Consider the following 25,232-nt stretch of genomic DNA (forward strand, 5'->3'; position numbering starts at 1 on the left):
CATGGGATTTGGGGATTGGGTCGGAGACCGGATCAAGGACGTCGGGAACACCATCCACGACACTGGTGCTGATGTCTTCGGGTACGACACCGTGGCCCAGAAGGAGGCCAAGGAACGTGCCCAGCAAGCGACGGATGCCGGTCAGAAGGAACGGAACGCGCTGGAGCAGCGCAACCAATCGCTGCAGGACGGTGTTACCGGGTATGACCCGCCCGGGATCTCACAGTGCGTGAACTGGTCCGGCTTCAGCCACGCGGACATCTACCGGACGAACCAGGACAGCATCAAGGAAGACAGCGTTAACGAGTCTGCTGATGCCTGGGTGAAACTGGGCAAGTCTCTCCGCGACCGCGGTCCTCAGTTCGACTCCAAGCTTCAGGAGATCATCAGCAGCGGTTGGCAGGGTGAGGCTGCTGATCAGGCCAAGAGCCTCGGCGATCCGGTCAAGACCTGGATGGAAGGCAGTGGCAACGCCTTCGAGATGACCGGCAACAACCTGAAGTCCGCTGGTTCGGCGGCCGGGCAGGTCAAGGCGACCGTGCCGGAGCCGGAAGGGCACAGCTGGGGGCGGACTGCTCTCTCGACTCTCGCTGGTGGGCCGATCGGCGGTGGTGGCGACGCGCTCGCGCAGATGAAGGAGCGCGAGGAGGCCGAGAAGGCCGCGCAGGAAACGATGGGGCGCGTCTACAGCCCCACGTTCACCAACGTCGACGGCCAGATGCCCGCCTTCCGGAAGCCTGACGGGCAGATCGTCACTCCACCGCCGCCGCCCCCGCAGGAGCCCACCGACTGGGGCCGTCGCCCCGGTGGAGGTGGTCCTGGACCCGGTCCTGGTGGCGTTGGCCCCGGCGGTACCGGTCACACCGGCACCGGCACCGGCACCGGCACCGGCACCGGCACCGGCACCGGCATCGGCAGCGGTGGCGGTGGCATCGGCAGCGGTGGAATCGGCCCCGGCGGCACTGGTGGCGGTCACGGCAGCATCGGCGGCCCAGGTGGCGGCGGCTACATTCCGCCGCCCGGGACCGGTAGCCAGTGGGCCGGCAGCGATCCCAGCGGGATCGGTGGATCGGGCGGCATCGGTCCGGGCACTGGTGGTATCGGCGCTGGTGGTGCCGGTGGCGGCATGGGTGGCGCCGGGATGATCGGCGGCATGGGTGCCGGCGGCGCCGGTGCTGGCGGCATGGGCGCCGGTGGCATGGGGCGCGGTGCTGGTGGCGCGGGTGCTGGCATGGCTGCTGGCGGTAAGGCCGGTGCTGGCGGGCTCGGCGCGGGCGGTGGTGCAGGTGTGGCTGGCGCCGGTGCTGGTGCGGCAGGTGGCCGCGGCGCCGCTGGTCGAGGCGGCATGGGTGGCATGGGCGCCGGCCGGGGCGGCGGCAAGGGCGGCGAGGACGAAGAGCACGAGCGTCCGTCGTGGCTCGAAGAGCAGGACGACGTCTGGATGAACGACATGCCCAAGACCGCGCCTCCGGTTCTGGGCGAGTAGCAGCAGTTCAGGTCGTGGTCCGGTGATGGCTCGCCCGTGCCACCACCGGACCACGGTGATTGGGGAGGAAAGAAACGGTGAGCGTGTTGGGTCGCTGGCAGGTGCTGCCGGTTCATCTTGACGTCGTTCTCAAGTACTTGGAGATCGATGGCCTGACGCTCCCGCTCAATTCCCGCTCCTTCGGATACACCACCGAACAGCTGGGCCGGATCGCCCAGGCCGAGATGGAGCGCATGGCTGCGGCCGGGATCCTCGTCAACGACGAGATCCAGCCGAACCTCGCCGAGGCGCTGAAGCTGCTCGCCCACCCCTACCTGTGGGTGGATTCGATCTGGTTCCCGCAGGCAGGCGAAGACCACTGCTGGCGGACGGTCGCGGCGGTGACCGAGGGCAACCGGGTGGTGCTCGGAGTGCAGACCCCGAGCGAAGACCCCTCCTACGGCGGAATGCTGACCGTCGAGGTGCACGAGAACGTTCCGCTGCCGCAGGTGCTGCTGCCGACCTTGCCGCCCGCGCCGCCGGGCAACCGCGGCTCGGCGCGGGTGCCTGCCAGTTCGTTCCGCCCGGCCCAGCCGGACGAGGACGTGCAGGGCAGCTTCATGCAGACCGCGACGCGGGAGCGGGGCAGCAGCGGCGATCGCGAGTACGAGCTGTACCAGGAGATCGGCAAGACCCAGCACCTCCGGTTCGGTCAGCTCGCAGCGAACCTTCGCGACCAGTACGGCCGCACGAACCGCTCTGCGGTGGTCAAGTGGTTCGACAACGTCGAACCCGACGGCCGTTACCTCGACCACAATGTGCGCGGCAACACCGGCGAGCAGATCTACATGCTCACCCCCGCCGATGCTCGGGCGATCGGGGCTGAGATCGAGCGGTTGATCGCTCAAGTGCGTTGAAGCGCTCCGCGTGCGCGTGATTTCGAAGCGTGGTGAAGGGGGCACGCGCAGCTGCGGACGTCGCACGTAGGCTGCATGACATGGTCGAACCCCAGCTGCATCGCGTTACGTTGCCCAACGGGCTGCGCGTGGTGTTGGCACCGGACTCGGCAGCGGGCCAAGCGTCAGGGCGGGCTCCTGTGGTCGGTGTCAGCGTGCACTACGACGTGGGCTTCCGTTCCGAACCGGAAGGGCGCACCGGCTTCGCGCACCTCTTCGAGCACCTGATGTTCCAGGGCAGCGAGAGCTTGGAGAAGCTCGCACACTTCCGCCACGTGCAGGGCTCCGGTGGCACCTTCAACGGTTCGACGCACCAGGACTACACCGACTACTACCAGGTGCTGCCGTCGGCGGCGCTGGAGCGGGCGCTGTTCCTCGAGGCGGACCGGATGCGGGCGCCGAAGATCACCGAGGAGAACCTGCGCAACCAGGTGGACGTGGTCAAGGAGGAGATCCGGCTCAACGTCCTCAACCGCCCCTACGGCGGGTTCCCGTGGATCCTGCTGCCCCCGGTGCTGTACTCGACCTTCGCCAACGCGCACAACGGCTACGGCGACTTCACCGACCTGGAGCAGGCGACGGTCGACGACTGCGCCGCCTTCTTCGACACCTTCTACGCGCCCGGCAACGCGGTGCTCACCGTCGCCGGTGACATCGACGTCGAGCTCACCATCGACCTGGTCAACAAGCACTTCGGCGACGTCCCGGCCCGCGATGTCCCGCAGCGGCCGTCGTTCGGCGAGCCGTTCCCGGCAGGTGAGCTGCGCGGCAAGCACGTGGACCCGCACGCGCCGCTGCCCGCGGTCGCCCTCGGCTACCGGCTGCCCGACCCGGTCGGCGAGCTGGACGCCTACCTGGCCGACGTGGTGCTGGCCGCGATCCTGACCGACGGCGACGCCTCGCGCCTGCAGCAGCGCATGCTGCACCAGGACTCGCTGGTGGTCGACGTGCACGCCGGTTGCGGTCTGATGGGCGCTCCGCTGGACGCCCGCGACCCGGACACCTTCACCATCACCGCGATCCACACCCCGGAGGTCGAGCTGGACCGGGTGGTCGGTGCGATCGACGACGAGCTCGAGAAGCTGGCCACCGACGGCCCGAGCGGCGACGAGCTGGCCTGCGTCACGGCGCGCTGGGCCGCCAGCCTGCACCGGGAGCACGACCGGGTGATCTCCCGGACCCTCGACCTGGGCAGCGCCGAGTTGCTGCACGGTCGGGCCGAGCTGATCTCCGAGCTGCCGAAGCGGATCGGCGAGGTCACCGCCGAGGACGTCGCGGCGGCGGCGAAGGCGCTGGGCTCCGACGCCCGCGCCGTGCTGGAGATCGAACCCGCTGGTGACGAGAACGCGAACGGAGGTGCGGCATGACCCGCGCAACGCACCGCAGCGCAGAGGAGATCGGCCGCACCGAGCTGGGTCCGCGGCCGCTGCCGCCGCTCGGCGAACCCCGCACCGGTCAGTCACCGGTCACTGTGGACACCGTGCTGGGCAACGGGTTGCGCGTGATCGCCGCCCGCCACGGCGTGGTGCCGATGGTCGAGATGCGTCTGCGCATCCCGTTCGCCGGTGAGGACCCGAAGCACGCGGCGCGCGCCGAGGTGCTGGCCGAGACGCTGCTGACCGGCACCGAGCGCCGCAGCCGCGTGCAGATGGACACCGACCTGGCCGCAGTCGGCGGCGACCTGAACGCGGTCGTCGACCCGGAGCGGCTCAGCCTCTACGGCAACGCCCTGGCCACCGGCCTCGACACGTTGCTCGACGTGCTCGCCGACGCGCTGACCAGCGCGGCATACCGCGACGAGGAGATCACCGGGGAACGCGCCCGGCTGGTCGAGCGGATCGCCGTCGCGCGTTCGCAGCCGCGGGTGATCGCGCGGGAGGAGTTGCAGCGCCACCGCTACGGCGACCACCCGTTCGTCCGCGAGGTGCCGGAGGCCGAGGATGTCGCCGTAGTCACCGCGGACGAGGTCCGAACGCTGCACGCGGCGGCGGTGCTGCCGCGCGGTTCGGTGCTGGTGCTCGTCGGTGACATCGACCCGGAGCAGGCCGTGGCCGCTGTCGAGCGGATCCTGGGCGCCTGGCAGTCCGAGCACAGCGCCCACGAGCTGCCGTCGCTGCCGGTCGTGCAGGGCGGCGACGTGAAGCTGGTGCACCGGCCCGGCGCGGTGCAGTCGCAGCTGCGGTTCTCCGCGCAGGCGCTGCCCCGCACCGACCCGCAGTACCCGGAGCTGCAGATCGCGAACCTGACCTTCGGCGGGTACTTCTCGTCGCGGCTGGTGGAAAACATCCGCGAGGACAAGGGCTACACCTACGGCGCGCACTCCTCGTTCGAGTTCACCCCCGGCAACGGCACGCTCCTGGTGGACGCCGACACGGCCAGCGAGGTGACCGCGGCTGCGCTGCTGGAAACCCGCTACGAGCTGGCGCGGTTGTCGCTGGTGCCGCCGACCGAGTCCGAGGTCGAGTCCGCCCGGCAGTACGCCATCGGCGGCCTGCTCACCTCCACCGCGTCGCAGTCCGGGATGGCCTCCACGCTGCTCGCGCTGGCGGTGGCCGGGTTGACGCAGGACTGGCTGGTCGAGCACCCGGAACGGCTGCGTGCGGTGACCGTCGAGCAGGTGGCCGAGGCGGCGAAGCGGTTCGCCCCGACCTCGTTCACCGGTGTTGTCGTCGGCGACGCGGACAAGCTGGCCGACCAGTTGCGGCTGCTCGGCGGTGTGGTGCTGCCGTGATCGAGTTGTTCGGTGAGGCGGGCGAATGACCTCCAACGTGTTCGCGGGAACGGGTTTCCAGCTGGATTCCGCACCGTTGCTGTCCAGGTCCACTGTGGACCGACGGGAGCAGCTGCGGGAAGTCGCCGACGGCGGCGCCGAGCTGTGGGCGACCGGGAATGTGGTGCTGGTCGACGCCAAGGGCCGCACCCAGATCGACGCCAGTTCGCGGCTGGTGGCCCACCCGACCGGTGACTTCGGCGAGCGCCCCGCCCCCGGCGCGGTGCTGCTCGGAGTCGAGGGTGAGGTCAGCTACTGGGCGCTGCGCAGCGATCACGACGGCGCGCAGGACGGCTGGCGTGATCTGCGCACCGGCGGTGCGCTGCTCAACGACACCGACGCGGGTCTGTTCACCACCGCGGTCGGACTGCTCAGCTGGCACGACAACGCGCGCTACTGCGCAGTGTGCGGCGCGGCCACGACGCGCGTGAGTGCTGGCTGGGCGCGCCGATGCACGGGGTGCGAGCGCGAGGAATACCCGCGAACCGACCCCGCGGTGATCTGCCTGGTGCACGACGGCGAGGACCGCGTGCTGCTGGCCCGCCAGCCGAACTGGCCGGCGGAGCGGTACTCGGTGCTTGCCGGGTTCGTCGAGGTCGGCGAGTCGCTGGAGGCATGCGTCGCGCGCGAGATCGCCGAGGAAGTCGGCGTGGCCGTCGACGAGGTCCGCTACCTGGGCAGCCAGCCGTGGCCGTTCCCGCGGTCGTTGATGCTCGGCTTCGCCGCGATCGCCGACCCGTCGGCGCCGCTGGTCCCGGCCGACGGCGAGATCGAGGAAGCCCGCTGGATGCACCGGGACACGGTGCTGGCGGCGCTGCAGGCCGAAGGAGGAGCGGTCGACGGTCTCCGCCTGCCGCCCAGCGTCTCCATCGCCCACCGCATGATCCGCGGCTGGGCCACCTGGCAGAGCTGACCCCGGGGCCGGTCGGGACGTCTCCCGACCGGCCCGTCAGGCTGCGTTCTTTGGGGAACAAGAGTCCGACGTCCAGATCGTTCTCATCGCAGTCGAGGTGAGCGACGAGTTGGATAGTGCCGCCGAGTGCTTCCACATAGGAGCGCAAGGTCGCCACCGTGTGTGACTCGATATCACCCCGCTCGATGGCACTCACCCGTGGCTGGCCGATACCCATTCGCTCCGCCAGCTCCGTCTGCGTGAGGCCGACCTTCTTCCGCAGCTCGGCGAGCCGGTATCCGTTGTAGTACGCCTCCAGCTCGCGCACGTCGTGCTCGGCTTGCTCCGGCGTCAGGCCGATCCTGGCATTTAGTTCTTCCCGGAGTTCGTCCCAGGTGCGCCACGTCATTTCTTGTCTCCTTCAGCCGTGCGCAGGTATTCGAGATAGCGCTCTTCGGCAAGAGCGATGCACTTGTTCCACTCGCCGGCCTTGTCACCTGTGACAAGTAGAACCGCCTGGCGATGGGGATCGAAGAGGAAGAGGATCCGGATCTTGGATCGCCCCTGGAGCCTGGCCGGAGCTCCTTCAAGTTCCGGATGGTGCTCCCGTTTAACGTATCCACCAACGGGCGCCCAAGTCCGGGACCTCGGTGTTCCAGCGCGACTAGTGCGGCACGTACATCTTGATAGCTTCTCGGGGCTTGGTTGCCTGCTGGTCGGCTCGAACATCGCTCGAACGTGCGTGCGATTTACGTCTTCGGTGTGATCGACACGCGGGGTGGGGTTCGGGGTGTGGCCCCTGTGGGGTGAGCAGGTCTGCGAAGATGCCGGGCATGGCCGAACAACCGCGACTCCTGGAAGGTCTCGATCCGGAGCAGCGGCAGGCGGTCATCGCTCCACGCGGACCTGTGTGCGTCCTCGCCGGCGCGGGCACCGGCAAGACCCGGACCATCACCCACCGCATCGCCTACCTCGTGCAGCGCGGTCTCGTCGCGCCGCAGCAAGTGCTCGCAGTGACCTTCACCGCCCGCGCGGCGGGGGAGATGCGCACCCGGTTGCGCGGCCTAGACGCGGCGGGAGTGCAGGCCCAGACCTTCCACGCCGCGGCGTTCCGGCAGCTGCGGTACTTCTGGCCGCGGGTGCACGAGACGCACATGTGGCAGCTGACGGACAACAAGTTCCGGCTGATGATGCAGGCTGCGAACAAGATCGGGCTGTCCACCGAGAAGGAGGACGTCCGGGACCTGGCCAGCGAGATCGAGTGGGCCAAGTCCTCGCTGATCGGCCCGGAGCAGTACCCGGCCGCCGCTGCCGCCGCCGGGCGCGACGTTCCGGTGCTGCCCGAGCAGCTGAGCAAGGCCTTCGCGGCCTACGAGCAGCTCAAGAACCGCGCGCAGGTCCTCGACTTCGACGACCTGCTGCTGCACATCGCGGCGATCCTGGAGGACCGCTCCGACATCGCCGAGGAGTTCCGCAGCCGCTACCGCTCGTTCGTGGTGGACGAGTACCAGGACGTCAACCCGCTGCAGCAGCGCGTGCTCGACGCCTGGCTCGGCAATCGCGACGACCTCACGGTGGTGGGCGACGCGAACCAGACGATCTACTCCTTCGCGGGCGCTTCGCCGAAGTGGCTGATCGCGTTCCCGCGCCGGTTTCCGGAGGCCACCGTGGTCCGGCTGGAACGGGACTACCGCAGCACGCCGCAGGTGGTTTCGCTGGCGAACCAGGTCATCGGCGCGGCCAGGGAGCGCCCGGCCGGCACCAGGCTGAAGCTGATCGGCCAGCGCCCGGACGGGCCGCGTCCGGACTTCGCCGAGTACGACGACGAGACCGAAGAGGCGGAGGCGATTGCGCGCAAGATCGCCCAGCTGGCCAAGCGCGGTGTGGCGCTGTCGGAGATGGCGGTGCTGTTCCGGGTCAACGCGCAGTCCGAGGTATACGAGAAAGCGCTGTCCGACGCCGAGATCCCGTACCAGGTGCGCGGCGGGGAGCGCTTCTTCTCGCGAGCCGAGGTGCGGCAGGCGATGGTCACGTTGCGCACCGCCGTCGCACGCGACGATGGTGCGCAGGACCTGCCCGCGACCGTCCGCGACGTGCTGCTCGAGGTCGGGCTGACCGACGAGCCGCCGGCCGGTGGCGCTGCCCGTGAGCGCTGGGAGTCGTTGATAGCGCTCGTGGAACTCGCCGAGGAGCTCGCGGCGACGGTGCCTGACGCGGACCTGGCCCGCTACGTCGCGGAGCTGGACGCGCGCGCTGAGTCGCAGCACCCTCCGACGGTCGAGGGCGTCACGTTGGCCTCGCTGCACGCGGCGAAGGGCTTGGAGTGGGACGCGGTGTTCCTCGCCGGGCTGGTCGAGGGGACGCTGCCGATCCAGCACGCCGACACCGATGCGGCAGTCGAGGAGGAGCGTCGGCTGCTCTACGTCGGGGTGACCCGGGCTCGCGAGCACCTGTGCTTGTCGTGGGCGTTGGCGCGTGCCGGTGGTCGGCGCTACCGCCGCCGCAGCCGGTTCCTGTACAGCCTGGTTCCGGACGAGCACCCGGCTGCGTTGCCGGGGCGGGTCAAGCAGCGCGAACAGCTGCCGCGGCTGGCCAAGCCGGTCAAACCGCGTTGCCGGATCTGCGATGCCACGCTGGTGGGCACGATGGACATCAAGCTGGGGCGCTGCGCGGACTGTCCGTCCGATGTGGATGAAGATCTGCTGTCCCAGCTGAGGGCGTGGCGCAGCGAGCGGGCCCGGCAGTTGAAGGTGCCCGCCTACGTGGTGTTCACCGACGCCACGCTGACCGCGATCGCCGAACAGCGCCCGGTCGACGAGAGCGCGTTGGTGAGCATCTCCGGGATCGGGGCGTCGAAGGTGCAGAAGTTCGGCACCGACGTTCTCGCGCTGATCGCGGGCGATCGTCCCGGCGTGAGTTAAAACGCCTGGTGGTGGCGTTTTTCAGGCCATCGGGCGGAATCTTTGAAAAATACGTTGCGACCGGCACCGCCGTGCCAATAACCTGCAAGAGCGCGAGTTGCGGTCGACCGGACCGCGATCTGAAGTCCTGGATGGGAGGTGGCTCTGGTGTTCACGAATCTGATCAACAGCACCCCCTGCCGCCTCATGGCCGGGGCCATCGCGCTGTTCCGTATCACTTTTGTGCCGTTCCCAGCTGATTCTCACGGCGGTTATGGCCGAAAGTTCCAGCCGCGTTGGTTCCGCGCGCTCCCGGTGAGCGCGGTGGCCCCGCGTAGGTCCGTTCGTTGGCGAATCCCTGATCCACTGATCTAGGGGCGCCTCTCAGGCTTCTCGAAGGCCGCGGACCAGCGATTGGGTCCGCGGCCTTCTTGTGTTGCCGAAATTTCCACATCCACAACCACGACCTGCTTCCAATCGACTACAGGAGGAAGTCGCATGTTGACCGCGAGTGTGCCGATATCGAACTCGGGCACGGACTTGCAGCCAGCTGCTGACAGCGTCGCCGGGCTGCTCAACAGCTCACCTGGCCTGGACGACGAGCTGCCCTGCCGACAGGACCCGGACCTGTGGTTCGCCGAGAACCCACGGGAACTGGACCAGGCCAAGGCGCGGTGCACCGACTGCCCGATCCGGGCGCAGTGCCTGGCCGGTGCGGTGTCCCGCGGCGAGCCCTGGGGCGTCTGGGGCGGCGAGATCTTCGAGCGCGGTGCGGTGGTCGCCCGCAAGCGCCCGCGCGGCCGCCCGCGCAAGCACCCGCTGCCCGCCGACCGGCCGGCCGCAGTCCCGAGCCGCCGCCAGGAGCAGGCGGCGTAACGCCGATCCGATCAACAACCCCGTGCTTCGGCACTTCGATGAACGAGGAAAGAGCGATGGCACCCGAAGAAATGACCCAGTTGCGCATGATCGAACTGCGTGAGGAAGCGCATCGACAACGCCTTGCACGAAGCATGTCCGCCGGGCGCTGGTGGCGGTGGCTAGCCGCCTACGCGCACCGGCGGGCCGACTCCGCCCAGAGATGTTCTTGAGAATTTCCAGGCTCGTTCTGCGTGGCGGTGCGAGCAGCAGAACCTCAGACCAATCGCGTTGTGGCACAACGGGTTTTCGGTCGCCGTCGCGTTTTGCGCGACGGCGGCCGGAGGCCGTGCACCTTGAGAACTGCAGAGTGGAAAACGTGCGTCGTAAGGTTGTCGTTCGTGGGTATGCATTCGCACGACAACATCGACTGGGACGCGCACCTGGAGCGCTTGCGGGAAGCCGACGAGCTGCACGCGCCTGAGATCGCCGAGGTGGTCGCCAAGCTGGTGCGGCCGGGAGACCGCACTGTGCTGGAGATCGGCGCTGGCGCTGGCGGCACGGCGGCTGCGCTCGCCGCGGCGCTGGCGAAATCCGGCGGCGAGGTGACCGTGGTGGACACCGCGCCGGAACTGCTCGCGGCAGCCGGGGAGCGGGCCGGGGCGGTGTCGGATCGAGTGACCGTGCACGCGGTCCAGGCCGACGCGGCAGAGGACGGGTTGGCCGAGGCGGTCGTGCAGGCGGGCGCGCCTGAGCAGGCGGACCTGGTGTTCGCCGCGTTCGTCGTGCACCACCTGCCGGACCAGCTGGCCGGGCTGCGCCGGCTCGCGGAGCTGGTGCGACCGGGCGGTCGGCTGGCGATCGTCGAGTTCGGACTGCAGACCAAGGTGCTGCCCGATGACGTCGGGCTGGGCGAGCCCGGACTCGAAGCGAGACTGATCGCTGGGCGCGAGCTGTCGTTCCAGCAGATGCGCGCGGAGATGGCCGGTTCGGCTCGGCTGCCGGTGGGCTGGGGCAAGGCGCTGAGCCAGGCGGGCCTGTCCGACGTGCGCTCGTGGAGCTACCTGGTCGACCGCCCGGCTCCATTGGACGAGATCGGCCGCAGCGCGGTGCTCCGCCGTCTGCAACTGCTGCGCAGGCACGCGGAGGACAGCCTGGCACCGGCCGATCTCGAGGCGCTCGACCAGCTGCTGGACGAGACCGGCGAGCGCTGCGCCGGGAACCGCGACGACGTCTACTACCTCACCGCCAACACGGTCCACGTCGGAACCCGGTGACGGGACCGGTCAGTCGGTGAAACCGGGCTGCCACCGGGCGATGATGTCGCGGGCGCCGACCTCCGCGTCGAGCTGGCACAGGATCCCGGTCGCACCCAGCGTCACGCGGTGGATGAGCAGGTAGTCCGGGGGCAGGTTCAGCGAGCGGCCGGTGCGGAAGTCGGTGCTGCGCAGGTCGCCGACTCGCTCGGCCTGCCGCTGCAGCCAACGCCGGGTGAAGTGGAACGTCGAGGTGCGGACGGGGTCGACGAACGGCGCCAGGTAGGCCAGCACGTCCTCGCCCTGCAGCTCGCGGTCGGACTGCACGAACCGCTCGGCGCGCAGCAGGGCGAGCAGCTCGGCGGGCTTGTCCTCCATGGCCAGGCGGACCATCCGGCCGAAGGTGGTGGGCAGGCCGTCGGGCAGCCGGGACACCGCGCCGAAGTCGATCACGCAGAGCTGGCCGTCCGGCAGCAGCATGAAGTTGCCGGGATGCGGGTCGGCGTGCAGCAGGCCGACCCGCGAGGGTGCGGAGTAGTGGAACTCGGCGAGCAACTGCCCGGCGGTGTTGCGCTGCTCGCGGTCGCCGTCGGCGATGATCCGCGAGTACGGGGTGCCGGTCACCCACTCCGTGACGACCACCTTGGGGGCGCTCGCCACCACGGCGGGCACCCGGACGCGCTCGTCGTCCTTGAACACCTTGGCGAAGGCCCGCTGGTTGTCGGCCTCGGTGCGGTAGTCCAGCTCCTCGACCATCCGGTCCTGCAGCTCCGTCAGCAGGGGCTTGACCTCGGCGCCGGGCGCCAGCGACTGGAACAGCCGGGAGAACCGCGTCAGCTGGCGCAGGTCGGAGCGCAGCGCCTCGTCCGCGCCGGGGTACTGCACCTTCACCGCGACCTCGCGGCCGTCGTGCCAGATCGCCCGGTGGACCTGGCCGATGCTGGCCGCGGCGGCAGGGGTGTCGTCGAACTCGCTGAACCGCTTGCGCCACCCGCTGCCGAGCTGCTCGGTCAGCATCCGGTGCACGCTGCTGGCCTCCATGGGCGGAGCCGCGGCCTGCAGCTTGGTGAGTGCGTCGCGGTACGGGCCGGCCATCTCGTCGGGGACGGCTGCCTCGAAGACGCTCAGCGCCTGGCCGAACTTCATCGCGCCGCCCTTGAGCTGGCCGAGCACGGAGAACAGCTGCTCCGCGGTCTTGGCCGACACCTCGGCGTTGATCTGGGTCGCGTCCTGACCGGTGAGCCGCTTGCCCCACCCGGCCGCCAATCGACCGGCGACACCCAGCGGCAGACTGGCGAGCTTGGCGGTGCGGTGCGCTGCCCGGCGCGGGATGTCGGCCACGAATTCTCCTTGGTTCGCGCAGGAAAACCCTCCCGAGCTTCGAGGCGTCCGAAGGCGCGTTCGAAATCGAGGAACCCAGTCACATGCTAGAGGTTTCCGGGCGCGCCTTGGGGTGTGATGGCCAGGTTGGCGCGGACTTTGCGACGCCAGGCGGATTCGACTACTCCGCCGATCAGCGGAGAACGGCGCGAGCCGTCTTTCCGGGTGAAGTCACCGAAATCACGGGCGCGAAGCGATCGAGTACGGATTGCGCATTTCGCCTGGTGTGAACCATTTCGGGCGGAAAGGCACGTATGTCCCCTGGCGCACCGGCAAACAGCCGCCGCTGCGGCGTCCGGCGCGCGGTCAGACTGGCGGGTGGTCGGACAGGCGGGTGGGCCTGCGGCGGCCCACCCGGGCCCGGGTCACGCCTTACCGAGGATGCGGGTCATCTTGGTGCCGCAGACCGGGCAGGTGCCCTTGGCCATCCGGCGACCGTTGGTTTCGGAGACCTCGCCGGAGAAGTCGCGCTTCTCGCGGCACTTGACGCAGTAGCCGTTGTACGTCTCGGCCACGGCTCCCCTCCTTAATGTCGTGACCCAGCTCGCTGCTGGATCGGCTGCGCCCTCCTCCGGGCGGCTGGGGGAACGGTACATGTGGGCCATTCGACATGCATGCATTAAGAGCATCGCATGTTCGACTTAATCGGGTAATCCCTCGAGGGGTCACGGTGCGTAAGCGATGTGGTGCGGCTCACCGGAGGATCCGATTGTCGGCCGCACTCGCTAAGGTCCATTTTCGTGGCTGAACCCGAGGTCGAGGTGCGCCGCAGCAAGCGTCGCCGCCAGACGGTGAGCGCCTATCGCGACGGTGACAAGATCGTGGTGCTGCTTCCGGCGCGGATGACCCGTGCGGAAGAAAAGCGCTGGGTGGCGGACATGCTCAGCCGTCTCCAGCGAAGTGAAACGCGTCGCCGTTCGCCTGCGCGCGAGTCCGACGAGGCGCTCGTCGAGCGCTGCCACGAGCTGTCCGCGAAGTACCTGGACGGCCGGGCTGAACCGAACGGTGTGCGATGGGTGGCACCGATGCGCACTCGCTGGGCCTCTTGCACCCCGAGCGAGGCCACCATTCGGGTGAGCCGACGCCTCCGAGATGTACCCGGATGGGTGCTCGATTACGTGCTCGTGCACGAGCTGGCGCACCTGCTGGTGCCCGGTCACGGCCCGGACTTCTGGAAGTGGGTGCGCCGCTACCCGAAGGCCGAGCGGGCCATCGGCTACCTGGAAGGGCTCTCGGCGGCCGCGCAGCTCGGCATCGGCGCGGACGGTGACGAGCCCCAAGACGACACGACGGGCTGAGGAACGTCCCCGAGGGGAACATCGCTCAGCCCGTTGTGCGGTAGATCAGGACTGGTCGTCCCGCTTCGGCTGGTCCTCGCCGGTGCTGTCTTCACCGGTGCCGTTCTCGCCGGACTTCGCGGCCTCGGCGGCCTCGGCGCGGCGGATCGCGGCGATCGGGTCGTCCAGGTCGGCGGGTGTGCTGCCCCAGCGGTCGGCGAAGTCGAGCGGCTCGTCCAGGTCCGAGCTGTCCGGCAGCAGGTCCGGGTGGTCCCAGATCTGGTCCCGGCTCTCGGCGCCGTGCCGCTCGGTCATCAACCGCCACAGGTTCGCCGCGTCCCGCATCCGGCGCGGGCGCAGCTCCAGGCCGATCAGCGTGGCGAAGGTCTGCTCGGCGGGGCCACCGGTCGCCCGGCGTCGCCGCACCATCTCGCCCAGCGCGTCGGCACCCGGCAGCCGTTCGCCGACGGCATCGGAGACGACCACGTCGACCCAGCCCTCGACCAGCGCGAGCAGCGTCTCCAGCCGCTTCAGCGCGGCCTCCTGCTCCGGGGTGGTCTTGGGCTCGAGCATCCCGGAGCCCATCAGCTCCTGCATCGAGCTCGGGTTGGACGGATCGATCTTCCCGGCCAGGTCTTCCAGCGCCGAGGTGTCGATGCTGATGCCGCGTGCGTACTCCTCGACGGTGGCGAGCAGTCGCTGCGCCAGCCACGGCACGTGGCTGAACAGGCGGTGGTGCGCGGCTTCGCGGGCGGCCAGGAACACCGTCGCCTCGCCGATCGGCCGGTCCAGGCCCTCCATGAAGGCCTGGATGTTGGCCGGCAGCAGCGCGGCGGTGCCGGTCGGGCCGAGCGGCAGGCCGACGTCGGTGGAGGTCAGCACCTCGCTGCCGAGCTGGGCCAGGCCGTTGCCGAGCTGGGAGCCGAAGGTCATGCCGCCCATCTGGCCGAGCATGGACAGCAGCGGGCCGGCGGCCTGCTTGGCCTCCTCCGGCAGCGCCTCCAGCCAGGCGCTGGACATCCGCTGGGCCACCGGGTCGCACAGCCGCTGCCAGGTGGGCAGCGTCTTCTCGACCCAGTCGACGGACGACCAGGTCTGCACGGAACGCACCCCGGCGGGCAGCGAGGTGGCGGCGTCGAGCCAGAGCTCGGCCAGCCGCACCGCGTCGTCGATCGCCTTGACCTGCTCCTGGCTGGGGCGTTCGGTGCGCTGGTTGTTGTGCAGCTGCTGCACCGCGAGCTGCTTGGCGAGGTCGTAGTTCACCGGCCCGCTGCCGGAGCCGCCTGGGCCGGCGCTGCCGGCGCTGAGCGCCTGGCCGAGCTGGGTCAGCATCTGGCCGAGCTGGCTCATGTCGAAGTTGGGCATGCCGCCCGGGCCGGGCATGCCGACGAAACCGAAGGGCGTGTCCCCGAAGTTTCCGGCGCCACCCTCAGAGCGGCCTTTCGACGAGTCGCCCTTGTCGGGGTCGTCTGGGTCCTGCGAGCCGAACCCGAACGGCAAGTTGGTCATACTTCCACGGTACGCGGCCTGAGCCGCCAGGTAGAAGCCGTCTGGTGCTCGCGGGGCGCGAACACCGCACACATCGCCAACAGCGAACACGTACGCTGTCGCCTCGTGAACCGCCGTACCTGGACGCTGCTGATGAGCGTCGTGCTGGTTGTCGCTTTCGGCTTGCTCGGTGCGTTCGTCCGGGTGCCGTACGTGGCGCTCGGTCCGGGGCCGACCTACGACACCCTCGGACTCGACGGCGACACGCCCGTCATCAGCATCGACGGCCAGCAGACCTTCCCGACCGGCGGTCACCTGAACATGACCACGGTGTCGGTGACCGACCAGCTGTCGGTGTTCGGCGCGCTCGGCCTGTGGGCCAGCGGGCGCTACGCGCTGGCGCCGCGCGATCTGTACTTCCCGCCGGACAAGAGCGAGCAGCAGATCGAGCAGGAGAACACCGAGGCGTTCAACGACTCGCAGACCACCGCGGAGACCGCGGCCCTGAACTACCTCGGCTACCCGAAGAAGGTGCTGGCCGGGCAGATCGTCAAGGGCAGCCCGGCGGACGGCGTGCTGGCGCCAGGGGACCGCCTGCTGGAGGCCAACGGCCGTCCGGTGACCGACCCGCAGGCGCTGAAGTCGGCCCTGACGGGTACCAAGCCCGGTGACCGGGTGGAGATCCGGTTCCGCCACGCCGACCAGCCGGAGCAGGTCGCCAGCGTGCAGCTCGCGCAGGGTCCCGAGGGGCACGACCAGGGCTTCCTCGGGGTGGCGGCGACCGAGCGCCCGGACGTCGACTTCGACATCAAGATCAGCCTGGCGGACGTCGGCGGACCCTCGGCGGGCCTGATGTTCACGTTGGCGATCATCGACAAGCTCACCCCAGGCGAGCTCACCGGCGGCCAGTTCGTGGCCGGGACCGGGGAGATCACCTCGGATGGCCAGGTGAACCCGATCGGCGGAATCCCGTTCAAGATGATCAAGGCGCGGGAAGCCGGTGCGACGACCTTCCTGGTCCCCGACGGCAACTGCGCGGAGGCGAAGGCGCAGGCCCCGGACGGCCTCCAGCTGGCGCGGGTGGCCAACCTCCAGGACGCGACCAAGGCGCTCGACGACATCCGCGAGGGCAAGGTCCCGACCAGCTGCTGATCTCGCAGGAAGCCCCTTAGAGCCTGTCTGACGAACTCGTTTTGCGTGGCGGTGTGGGTGGCGGAACCTCAGCGTCCGACTGGTCCGCGGGTGCCATCCTTATGTATGCGCCAATACACGGCGGCTGGGCCGTCCTCGCCAGGCGAACGCTGAGAACCCACAGCGGTGCAGGCTGCGAGGGTGGGCTAAATCGCCTCCGGCGTTTCAAAGCCAAAGACCAGGATCAAAGAAGCCCCCTGAGAACTGAAGTGGGCCCCGGAAGTTGGACTGGAAATCCAGTTCCGACTCCCGGGGAGCAGTTCGTGCTTCAGGGGAGCGGGGTCACTCCGCGAAGGTCGCGTGCAGCGCGGCGAGCAGGTTCGGCGCGAGCGAGGTGTCTGCGAGGAGCTCGCTCTCCTCGCCGTCCTCGACGCGCAGTCGCATCACGCAGAACTCGGCACCGTCGCGCAGCACCGACGCGACCAGTCGCGCCTCGCGGCGCTCCGGGTGCTCGGCGGCGACCTTGCTTGCCTCTTCCGCGTCGCTCGGGAGCCCGGCCTCCGCCTCCGGCGGCAGCACCACGATCTCCTGCACCAGTGCGCACCCGGCCACCTGCTCCGGCCATTCGATGTGGCCCAGCGCTTCGGCTAGGTCCTCGGCGGGCAGGGACTCCTGGGCGATCGGGGTGAGCGGCGATGCCGGGTCGAGCTGGTCGGCCAGCCCCGGCTCGGCGGCCAGCAGGCTCTGCGTGGACACCAGGGCGAACACCTGGGTGGGCTGGTCCCACCCAGCGGCGGCGACGAACTCCTCGACCTCGCGGGTGGCCGTCGGCAGCGCCGCGGTCAGGTCGTGTTCGGGGGTCTGCGACATGTCGTTCATGGTCGCACCGCCGCGGTAGCCCGAACGGTGCACCCCGACGGGACGAGATGTCGGATTAATCCAATTCGCGAAGGCCCTTCCAGGAACTTCACACCGGGGCCGTAGAGTTGAACATCACGAGGGCGGTTGGTGGAAGTTGGACACCGGCACCGCCCCCACCTGCCTGCTGATCGTCACCAGGAGCGTGCGCTGTGGCCATGCGGCCCCCGGTCGGAATGCCGAAACTGTCCCGGCGAAGTCGGATACTGCTGATCCTGGGCGGCATCGTGCTGGTCGCCCTGATCGCCGGATCGCGTCTGCTGGGCACCTACGTGGACTGGCTCTGGTACGGAGAGGTCGGCTATCGGGGGGTCTTCACCACCCAGCTGTTCTCCCGCGCCGGGCTCGGGGTGGCCGCCGCGGTCTTCCTCGGCGTCGTGCTGGCCCTGAACCTGTGGTTGGCCTACCGCAACCGGCCGGTGTTCGTGCCGGTCAGCGGACCGGACGACCCGCTGGCGCGGTACCGCACGGTGGTCACCGAGCGGTCGCGGCTGTTCGGACTGGGCATCCCGATCGTGATCGGCGTGATCGGCGGGCTGGCCGCGCAGGCCGACTGGCAGACCCTGCAGCTGTGGCTGCACAGCGTGCCGTTCGGGCAGACCGACCCGGAGTTCGGCAACGACATCAGCTTCTACACGTTCGAGCTGCCGTTCTGGCGGCTCCTGCTGTCGTGGGCGTTCATCGCGGTCACCGTGTCGTTCATCGGTGCGCTGATCACCCACTACATCTTCGGCGGCATCCGGCTGGCGGGTCGCTCCGGACAGCTGTCCATGCCGGCCCGCGTCCAGCTCGCGGTGCTGGCCGGGCTGTTCGTGCTGCTCAAGGCGGTCAGCTACTTCCTGGACCGCTACGACCTGCTGCTGTCCCAGCGCAACTCGCTGTTCACCGGTGCCAGCTACACCGATCTGAACGCGGTGATGTCCGCCAAGCTGATCCTGATGTGCATCGCGGGGTTCTGCGCCCTGGCGTTCTTCGCGGCGATCTTCCTGAAGAACCTGCAGATCCCGGCGCTGGCCACGGTGCTGCTGGTGCTGTCCAGCGTGGTGGTCGGCTCGGTGTGGCCGGCCCTGCTCGAGCAGTTCTCGGTGCGGCCGAACGCCAACCAGCGCGAGGCCGAGTCCATCGAGCGCAACCTGGCGGCGACCAAGTCGGCGTTCGGCATCGGCCCGGACAAGGTCGAGATCACCGACTACCCGGGCCGCACCCAGCTGCAGCCCAGCGAGGTCGCCGCGGACAAGGGCACCATCCCGAACATCCGGTTGCTGGACCCGAACGTGCTGGCCCCGACATTCACCCAGCTGACCCAGCAGTACAACTTCTACGGCTTCACCGACAAGCTGGACGTCGACCGCTACCCCGACGCCGACGGCAACCCCCAGGACTACCTGGTGGCGCTGCGCGAGCTCAACACCGACGGCCTGGCGGTCAACCAGCAGAACTGGATCAACCGGCACACCGTCTACACGCACGGCAACGGTTTCGTCGCCGCGCCGGCCGACCGGGTCGACTCGACCTACCGCGAAGGCGCCACCCAAGGCGGCTACCCGGTCTTCCAGATCAGCGACGTGGCCAACGACGGCAAGGGCGCCATCCCGGTCGAGCAGCCGCGCGTCTACTACGGCGAGCTGGTGGGCCGCAACGACTACGTGATCGTCGGGGGCAACCCGGGCGAGGCGCCGCGCGAGTACGACACCGACCAGCAGCAGTACACCTACACCGGCCTCGGCGGTGTCCCGGTCGGCAACCTGTTCCAGCGGATGGTCTTCGCCACCTACTACGGCGAGCGGAACTTCCTGTTCAGCGGTGCGATCGGTAGCGAATCGAAGATCATGTACGAGCGCAACCCGCGAGACCGCGTGCAGAAGGTCGCGCCCTGGCTCAAGCTCGACGGCGACCCGTACCCGGCGGTGGTCGACGGCCGCATCAAGTGGATCGTCGACGGCTACACCACGCTGAACAACTACCCGTACTCGCAGCTGACCGAGCTGGGCGAGGCCACCAACGACACCCTCACCGGCGTCGAGCGGCAGCCGAACCAGCAGATCAACTACATCCGCAACTCGGTCAAGGCCACCGTCGACGCCTACGACGGCAACGTCGAGCTCTACTCGGTGGACGACAAGGACCCGGTGCTCAAGGCCTGGGAGGGCGTGTTCCCGGGCGTGGTCAAGCCGTCCAGCGAGATCAGCCCCGAGCTGCGCGAACACTTCCGGTACCCGGAGGACATCTTCAAGGTGCAGCGCAAGCTGCTCACCGAGTACCACGTCGACAACCCCGGCGACTTCTTCTCCACCCAGACGTTCTGGGAGGTGCCGTCCGACCCGACCGCTCGCGGCAACACGGCCAGCGCCGAGGGGCAGCAGCCGCCGTACTACGTGCTGGCGCAGATCGGTGACCAGAAGGAGCCGACCTTCCAACTGACCAGCGCGCTCACCGCGCTGAAGCGGCAGAACATGTCGGCGTGGGTTTCGGCCTCCTCGGATCCGGAGGACTACGGCAAACTCAGAGTGCTGAGGTTGCCGACCAACACCCTCACACCGGGTCCGAACCAGGTGCAGAACCAGATGGAGTCAACTCCGGAGGTCACCGAGAACCGCACCCTGTTCAACAACCCGAACGTCAACGCGATCTTCGGCAACCTGCTGACGCTGCCGGTGGCGGGTGGTCTGCTCTACGTCGAGCCGATCTACATCCAGCGCAACGAGCAGGAGTCCTACCCGCAGCTGGCCCGAGTCCTGGTGTCCTTCGGCGGCAAGGTCGGCTTCTCTGAGACATTGCAGGGCGCGCTGGACCAGGTGTTCGGCTCCGGCGCCGGGCAGGGCACCCAGCCCGGCGGCCAGGAGAACCCGCGGCCGCCGGCGTCGGGACAGACCCCGCCGCCGGGGCAAACCCAGGGCAACCCGGAGCTGGACAAGTCCGTCAGCGACATCCGGGCCGCCCTGGAGCACGTCCGGAAGGCGCAGCAGTCCGGCAACTTCAGTGACCTGGGCTCGGCCTACCAGCAGCTCGACGACGCGATCAAGCGCTTCGAGAAGTCGCAGGGCACCGGCGGCTGACCAGCCGATTCGCAATGAGGGGCGAGGGCCACGACGGTCCTCGCCCCTCGGCGTTTCCGGGGCGTCCGATCGGGTGCAGAATGCTCTGCATCACTTTTCGACCCCCCGGATTTGCACTACGCTTCGGCGGCCCGTAAGGTTAAGGACACACGACGCGGGGTGGAGCAGTTCGGTAGCTCGCTGGGCTCATAACCCAGAGGTCGCAGGTTCGAATCCTGTCCCCGCTACCATTCGAATGTTCAAAGACCCCCGGCTTTGCCGGGGGTCTTTTTTCGTTGTCCTTCATTTCAATACGGGGCCGAACTCCCGTAGGCCCCCACGGTGCGGTGGTCGCTTCTCGTCGGCTCCCTGCGCGGGGTGGCGTTCCCGGCCTGGGCATAGACCCGCTTCTTGTCGTTGCCGTTGGTGGGGGTGGTGTTCGGAGGCCCGGGGAGTGGTCGCGCTGAGCTCAGAAGTTGGTTCGACCTCTTGGCGGGATGTTTTTGCTGGTGGGGGCGGTCTTGGGGGGTTAAGTGACCCCCCTGAAAGTGGGGTTTTGGGGGTGTGTAAAGTTAGCGGCACAACAGAAGAGCGCAACCGAAAAGGTTGCTGGCGCGGGGTGGAGCAGTTCGGTAGCTCGCTGGGCTCATAACCCAGAGGTCGCAGGTTCGAATCCTGTCCCCGCTACTATTCGGATGTTCAGAACCCCCCGACTTTGTCGGGGGGTTCTTTCCGTCCTTCTTGATTTCTTTACGGGGGCCGAGTCCCCGTAGGCCCCCACGGTGCGGTGGCCGGGTTTCGTCGGCTCCGTGTGTGGTGGCGCTTCTCCGGCCTGGCAGTCGACCAGCATGTCGACGCGGTGCCGGAAATGGCCTTTCTGGTTCTAGAGGCCTTGGGCCCACTGGCGGGCGCAGCCCGGGGAGCAGACTCTGCCGTCGCCTCGCACCGTGCCGATCTGGCGCATCGACCTGCCGCAGACCATGCAGGAGTCGGTTTCGCCTTCGCGCGGTTTGGGCACCAGCGACTTCGCGCGCTCCGCGACCTTGCTGGTCACCCTGGACTTGCTCTCGTTGACCTTGGTACGCAACCAACTGCGATGCACTTTCCCGCACCTCCTGCTCGGTCGCCCGGCCGTCGACTGGCCGGCCCAGAGCCACAGTGCGTGCGACCGGGCGCCGTTGGGCAGTTCCAAAACCCGATAGCACCTCATTGCGCAGCCAATAACGCCCATCCAGGCGAACGACGCTCATGCTCGTAGCAATGCGTGCAGGCCCTGGCCGGGAACCGGCTGCGCAATGCGTCCGGTCCGCCGGGGTGGCAGTCGTCCGGCCTCTGCGCCGATGGCGCAACCGTTCGTCCACTCGGCCCAGTCCGCTGCAACCACAGTGGACAGAACTGGCGACCACTGTGGACAGCTCGGCGCGAGCGTGGCACCGTGGCAGTGTGACCGAGCTGAATGCGACATCCGCTGCCCTGTTGGGACTACTGCACGAAGGTCCGAAGACCGGTGGCCAGCTGGTTGCTGCTGCCACCGAGCGCTTCGGAGGGTTCTTCAGCGTGACCCGCAGCCAGGTTTACCGGGAGCTGCCCGCGCTGACCGACGCCGGCCTGCTGCGCCTCGGCAAGCAGGGACCGCGCTCCAGCCAGCAGTACGCGATCACCGCGGCCGGTAAGCGGGCCTTCAAGTCGTGGCTGAACACCGAGCCGGGCCCGGACAACGTCCGCAGCCCGCTGATCCTGCGCCTGGTCCACTCCGGTTCGTTGACGCCCAAGCAGCGCGCGGGCTTGGTCGAGGCGGCCCGCGGCCAGTACGCGGTGAAGATGGACGAGGCGAAGAACGCGGCCAAGACCGCGGGCGACCCGTACGAGAAGGCGGCTGCGGACTTCACGGTGGCCTACAACCGGGCGATCATCAAGCTCCTCGACACCATCCCGGACTGATCCGGTGCAGCTGCTCGCTTCGCGCTGCGGTGCGGGCAGTCAAGGACAAACGGAGAACGGGCCGTCCTCGTGGGCGGCCCGTGCTCGGTGAAGTACGCTGAGCACTGTGAATCCCGACGTCGCAGCTTCGCTCAAAGAACTGACCAACACCCTCGAAGGCATCGAGAGCGTGATGGATCTGGACGCTCTGCGCGCGAATATCGCGGAGCTGGAAGCCGAGGCGGCCAAGCCCGACCTCTGGGACGACGTCGATCACGCGCAGCGGGTCAGCAGCCAGCTCGTGCACCGGCAGGCCGAGCTGCGCCGGGTCACCGAACTGCGGCAGCGCATCGAGGACCTGGAGGTCCTCTACGAGCTCAGCGAGGACGAGGGCGACACCTCCGGGCTGGCCGAGGCCGACAAGGAGTGCGAGTCCCTCAAGAAGGACCTGGAAACGCTCGAGGTCCGCACCCTGCTGTCCGGCGAGTACGACCAGCGCGAGGCGATGGTCACCATCCGCGCCGAGGCAGGTGGCGTCGACGCCGCCGACTTCGCCGAGATGATGATGCGGATGTACCTGCGGTGGGCGGAGCGGCACTCCTACCCGACCGAGGTCTACGACACCTCCTACGCCGAAGAGGCCGGGCTGAAGTCCGCCACCTTCCGGATCAACGCCCCCTACGCCTACGGCACCCTCTCCGTCGAGCAGGGCACGCACCGGCTGGTGCGCATCTCGCCGTTCGACAACCAGGGCCGCCGCCAGACCTCCTTCGTCGGCGTCGAGGTCCTGCCGGTCGTGGAGGAGACCGACAGCGTCGAGATCCCGGAGAAGGACCTCCGGGTCGACGTGTTCCGGTCCTCCGGTCCCGGCGGCCAGAGCGTGAACACCACCGACTCGGCGGTGCGCATGACGCACATCCCGACCGGCATCGTGGTGTCCTGCCAGAACGAGAAGTCGCAGCTGCAGAACAAGGCCGCCGCGATGCGCGTCCTGCAGGCCAAGCTGCTCGCCCGCAAGAAGGAGGAGGAGCGCGCCGAGCTCGACGCGCTCAAGGACAGCGGGTCCAGCTGGGGCAACCAGATGCGCTCCTACGTCCTGCACCCGTACCAGATGGTCAAGGACCTGCGCACCGAGCACGAGGTCGGCAACCCCGACGCGGTCCTCGACGGCGACATCGACGGGTTCCTCGAGGCCGGCATCCGCTGGCGCCGCCAGCAGCAGAGCGTGGCCTGACGGGCACGTGCCGCTACCAGGCGGAACGCGAAGATGATCAAGGATGCACCGCCGAACCGGGTGAGTCTCAGTCCCCCTTATGGACGCAGGTAAACTCACGCCCCGTGATCCGCCTTGAGCACGTGTCCAAGACGTACAAGACGTCGACCAGGCCCGCTCTCGACGATGTCTCGGTGAGCATCGAGAAGGGCGAGTTCGTCTTCCTCATCGGCCCGTCCGGGTCCGGCAAGTCGACGTTCATGCGTCTGCTGCTGCGCGAGGACGTGCCCAGCCGCGGTCGGGTCTTCGTCGCCGACTGGAACGTGGCGAAGCTGCCGCGTCGCCGCGTCCCGCGGCTGCGCCAGCGCATCGGCTGCGTCTTCCAGGACTTCCGGCTGCTGAACAACAAGACCGTCGCGGAGAACGTGGCATTCGCGCTGGAAGTCATCGGCAAGCCGCGCAACGACATCCGCCGGGTGGTGCCGCAGGTGCTGCAGCTCGTCGGTCTGGACGGCAAGGCCGACCGGATGCCGCACGAGCTCTCCGGTGGTGAGCAGCAGCGCGTCGCGATCGCGCGGGCCTTCGTCAACCGCCCCCTGGTGCTGCTCTGCGACGAGCCGACCGGAAACCTCGACCCCGACACCAGCCAGGACATCATGCTGCTGCTGGAGCGGATCAACCGCACCGGCACCACCGTCGTGATGGCCACCCACGACCACTCGATCGTCGACTCGATGCGACGTCGCGTGGTCGAGCTGAGCCTCGGCCGCGTCATTCGCGACGACGCCCGCGGTGTCTACGGCGTCGGCCGCTAGAGCCCCCCGAACCTGCGGCCCTGACACACCCCCGACCGGCTAGGAAAGCTGACACAAGATGCGCGTGAGCTTCGTATTCAGCGAGGTCGTCAACGGCCTTCGGCGCAACGTGACGATGACCATCGCGATGATGCTGACGACCGCCATTTCGGTCGGTCTGCTCGGCGGCGGTCTCCTCGTGGTCCGGATGATCGACAAGATGCAGGAGACCTACCAGGACCGCGTCGAGGTCGTGGTGTTCATGACTGACGACGTCAGCGCGAACGACAACGACTGCACCCAGCAGCCGTGCGCGAACATCATGTCCGACCTCAAGAACGTTCCCGGCGTTGAGGCGGTGAAGTACGAGAACCGCCAGCAGGCGTTCGAGAGCTTCAACAAGGTCTTCGAATCGCAGCCGGAGCTGCGCGACGTCGCCCGCGCCGAGGCGATGCCTGCCTCGCTGCGCGTCAAGCTGAGCGACCCGGAGCGCTTCGCTGCGATCCAGCAGGAGTTCGACGGTCGTCCCGGCGTGGACAACGTGGTCAACCAGGCCGACTACCTCGACCAGGTGTTCAGCATGCTGAACACGGTCCGCAACGTCGCCTTCTTCATTGCGTTGGTGCAGGCGCTCGCGGCGCTGCTGCTGATCTCCAACACCATCCAGCTCTCGGCGTTCACCCGGCGCAACGAGACCGGCATCATGCGCCTGGTCGGTGCCACCCGCTGGTACACCCAGCTGCCGTTCTTGCTGGAGGCGGTGGTCTCCGGTCTGATCGGTGCGATCCTGGGCATCATCGGCCTGTCGGCGATCAAGGCGCTGTTCCTCGACAAGGTCCTGTCGTCGTTCGGCGGCATCGTCCCCAGCATCGAATGGAGTGACGTCGCCGTGATCTCGCCGGTCCTGCTGCTGGTGGCGGCGGCCATCTCGGCTGGTACGGGCTACGTCACCCTCCGCCTCTACGTCCGGCTGTAAGACGAT

20 protein-coding genes, 2 tRNA genes and 1 pseudogene are annotated in these 25,232 nt (G+C 68.6%); 17 read left to right on the forward strand and 6 right to left on the reverse strand.

Annotated elements, in window-relative coordinates; genetic code table 11:
- Window position 1: 1 nt before the first annotated feature.
- The 5 genes from ACWCO2_RS21410 to nudC all read left to right on the forward strand — a co-directional run bounded on the left by ACWCO2_RS21410 (window position 2) and on the right by nudC (window position 6,104).
- Complete coding sequence (locus ACWCO2_RS21410; protein WP_450129518.1) at window positions 2–1,486, forward strand: PPE domain-containing protein; 1,485 nt, start codon at window positions 2–4, stop codon at window positions 1,484–1,486.
- Between the two features lie 77 nt (window positions 1,487–1,563).
- On the forward strand, window positions 1,564–2,382 hold the full coding sequence (locus ACWCO2_RS21415; RefSeq protein ID WP_450129519.1) for an ESX secretion-associated protein EspG: 819 nt from the start codon (window positions 1,564–1,566) through the stop codon (window positions 2,380–2,382).
- Window positions 2,383–2,462: 80 nt separating this feature from the next.
- Complete coding sequence (locus tag ACWCO2_RS21420; protein ID WP_450129520.1) at window positions 2,463–3,788, forward strand: M16 family metallopeptidase; 1,326 nt, start codon at window positions 2,463–2,465, stop codon at window positions 3,786–3,788.
- Complete coding sequence (locus ACWCO2_RS21425; RefSeq protein ID WP_450129521.1) at window positions 3,785–5,152, forward strand: M16 family metallopeptidase; 1,368 nt, start codon at window positions 3,785–3,787, stop codon at window positions 5,150–5,152. The genes ACWCO2_RS21420 and ACWCO2_RS21425 overlap by 4 nt, the downstream gene beginning before the upstream one ends.
- 25 nt (window positions 5,153–5,177) lie before the next feature.
- The gene (nudC, locus tag ACWCO2_RS21430) at window positions 5,178–6,104 is read left to right on the forward strand and encodes an NAD(+) diphosphatase (RefSeq protein ID WP_450129522.1); all 927 of its coding nucleotides are present in this window, start codon (window positions 5,178–5,180) and stop codon (window positions 6,102–6,104) included.
- A gap of 106 nt (window positions 6,105–6,210) precedes the next feature.
- Here the strand turns inward: nudC and ACWCO2_RS21435 are convergent.
- Window positions 6,211–6,492 (reverse strand): annotated as a pseudogene (locus ACWCO2_RS21435) (helix-turn-helix domain-containing protein); the annotation flags it as partial.
- Window positions 6,493–6,916: 424 nt separating this feature from the next.
- Here ACWCO2_RS21435 and ACWCO2_RS21440 point away from each other — a divergent pair.
- From ACWCO2_RS21440 to ACWCO2_RS21450, 3 genes are all read left to right on the forward strand, one after another.
- Window positions 6,917–9,004 carry an ATP-dependent DNA helicase UvrD2 gene (locus tag ACWCO2_RS21440; protein ID WP_450129523.1) on the forward strand — a complete coding sequence of 696 codons (2,088 nt, stop codon included), beginning with the start codon at window positions 6,917–6,919 and terminating at the stop codon, window positions 9,002–9,004.
- Between the two features lie 477 nt (window positions 9,005–9,481).
- Window positions 9,482–9,859, forward strand: coding sequence for a WhiB family transcriptional regulator (locus ACWCO2_RS21445; RefSeq protein WP_450129524.1), 378 nt, complete (start codon window positions 9,482–9,484; stop codon window positions 9,857–9,859).
- Between the two features lie 386 nt (window positions 9,860–10,245).
- Complete coding sequence (locus tag ACWCO2_RS21450) at window positions 10,246–11,115, forward strand: class I SAM-dependent methyltransferase (protein ID WP_450129571.1); 870 nt, start codon at window positions 10,246–10,248, stop codon at window positions 11,113–11,115.
- 9 nt (window positions 11,116–11,124) lie between these two features.
- Here ACWCO2_RS21450 and ACWCO2_RS21455 read toward each other — a convergent pair whose 3' ends face one another.
- Together ACWCO2_RS21455 and ACWCO2_RS21460 are read right to left on the reverse strand one after the other, a co-directional pair.
- Window positions 11,125–12,435, reverse strand: coding sequence for an ABC1 kinase family protein (locus ACWCO2_RS21455; protein ID WP_450129525.1), 1,311 nt, complete (start codon window positions 12,433–12,435; stop codon window positions 11,125–11,127).
- A gap of 404 nt (window positions 12,436–12,839) precedes the next feature.
- Window positions 12,840–12,989, reverse strand: coding sequence for a DUF5679 domain-containing protein (locus ACWCO2_RS21460; protein WP_010693945.1), 150 nt, complete (start codon window positions 12,987–12,989; stop codon window positions 12,840–12,842).
- Between the two features lie 225 nt (window positions 12,990–13,214).
- Here ACWCO2_RS21460 and ACWCO2_RS21465 point away from each other — a divergent pair, with 225 nt between their 5' ends.
- Window positions 13,215–13,772: a M48 metallopeptidase family protein gene (locus ACWCO2_RS21465; RefSeq protein WP_450129526.1), complete on the forward strand. Its 558-nt coding sequence runs from the start codon at window positions 13,215–13,217 to the stop codon at window positions 13,770–13,772.
- Between the two features lie 45 nt (window positions 13,773–13,817).
- Here ACWCO2_RS21465 and ACWCO2_RS21470 read toward each other — a convergent pair whose 3' ends face one another.
- Window positions 13,818–15,260, reverse strand: coding sequence for a zinc-dependent metalloprotease (locus tag ACWCO2_RS21470; RefSeq protein WP_450129527.1), 1,443 nt, complete (start codon window positions 15,258–15,260; stop codon window positions 13,818–13,820).
- Window positions 15,261–15,365: 105 nt separating this feature from the next.
- Here ACWCO2_RS21470 and ACWCO2_RS21475 point away from each other — a divergent pair, with 105 nt between their 5' ends.
- Window positions 15,366–16,391: a YlbL family protein gene (locus ACWCO2_RS21475; RefSeq protein WP_450129528.1), complete on the forward strand. Its 1,026-nt coding sequence runs from the start codon at window positions 15,366–15,368 to the stop codon at window positions 16,389–16,391.
- Between the two features lie 321 nt (window positions 16,392–16,712).
- Here ACWCO2_RS21475 and ACWCO2_RS21480 read toward each other — a convergent pair whose 3' ends face one another.
- On the reverse strand, window positions 16,713–17,240 hold the full coding sequence (locus ACWCO2_RS21480; protein ID WP_450129529.1) for a PPA1309 family protein: 528 nt from the start codon (window positions 17,238–17,240) through the stop codon (window positions 16,713–16,715).
- 206 nt (window positions 17,241–17,446) lie between these two features.
- On the opposite strand from ACWCO2_RS21480, the gene ACWCO2_RS21485 reads away from it, so the two are divergent.
- From ACWCO2_RS21485 to ACWCO2_RS21495, 3 genes are all read left to right on the forward strand, one after another.
- Complete coding sequence (locus ACWCO2_RS21485) at window positions 17,447–20,344, forward strand: UPF0182 family protein (RefSeq protein ID WP_450129572.1); 2,898 nt, start codon at window positions 17,447–17,449, stop codon at window positions 20,342–20,344.
- Window positions 20,345–20,497: 153 nt separating this feature from the next.
- Window positions 20,498–20,574, forward strand: a tRNA-Met gene (locus ACWCO2_RS21490).
- Between the two features lie 362 nt (window positions 20,575–20,936).
- Window positions 20,937–21,010: transfer RNA gene (locus ACWCO2_RS21495), tRNA-Met, on the forward strand.
- Between the two features lie 196 nt (window positions 21,011–21,206).
- Here the strand turns inward: ACWCO2_RS21495 and ACWCO2_RS21500 are convergent.
- Complete coding sequence (locus ACWCO2_RS21500) at window positions 21,207–21,425, reverse strand: hypothetical protein (protein WP_450129530.1); 219 nt, start codon at window positions 21,423–21,425, stop codon at window positions 21,207–21,209.
- 341 nt (window positions 21,426–21,766) lie between these two features.
- Here ACWCO2_RS21500 and ACWCO2_RS21505 point away from each other — a divergent pair, with 341 nt between their 5' ends.
- From ACWCO2_RS21505 to ftsX, 4 genes are all read left to right on the forward strand, one after another.
- Complete coding sequence (locus tag ACWCO2_RS21505) at window positions 21,767–22,264, forward strand: PadR family transcriptional regulator (protein ID WP_450129531.1); 498 nt, start codon at window positions 21,767–21,769, stop codon at window positions 22,262–22,264.
- Window positions 22,265–22,370: 106 nt separating this feature from the next.
- Complete coding sequence (gene prfB / locus ACWCO2_RS21510) at window positions 22,371–23,477, forward strand: peptide chain release factor 2 (RefSeq protein ID WP_450129532.1); 1,107 nt, start codon at window positions 22,371–22,373, stop codon at window positions 23,475–23,477.
- A 104-nt stretch (window positions 23,478–23,581) separates the two neighbouring features.
- The gene (gene ftsE / locus ACWCO2_RS21515; protein ID WP_450129533.1) at window positions 23,582–24,271 is read left to right on the forward strand and encodes a cell division ATP-binding protein FtsE; all 690 of its coding nucleotides are present in this window, start codon (window positions 23,582–23,584) and stop codon (window positions 24,269–24,271) included.
- A 58-nt stretch (window positions 24,272–24,329) separates the two neighbouring features.
- Window positions 24,330–25,226, forward strand: coding sequence for a permease-like cell division protein FtsX (ftsX, locus tag ACWCO2_RS21520; protein ID WP_450129534.1), 897 nt, complete (start codon window positions 24,330–24,332; stop codon window positions 25,224–25,226).
- Window positions 25,227–25,232: the final 6 nt, after the last annotated feature.

It is taken from the genome of Saccharopolyspora sp. NPDC002376 (genome assembly GCF_053593195.1).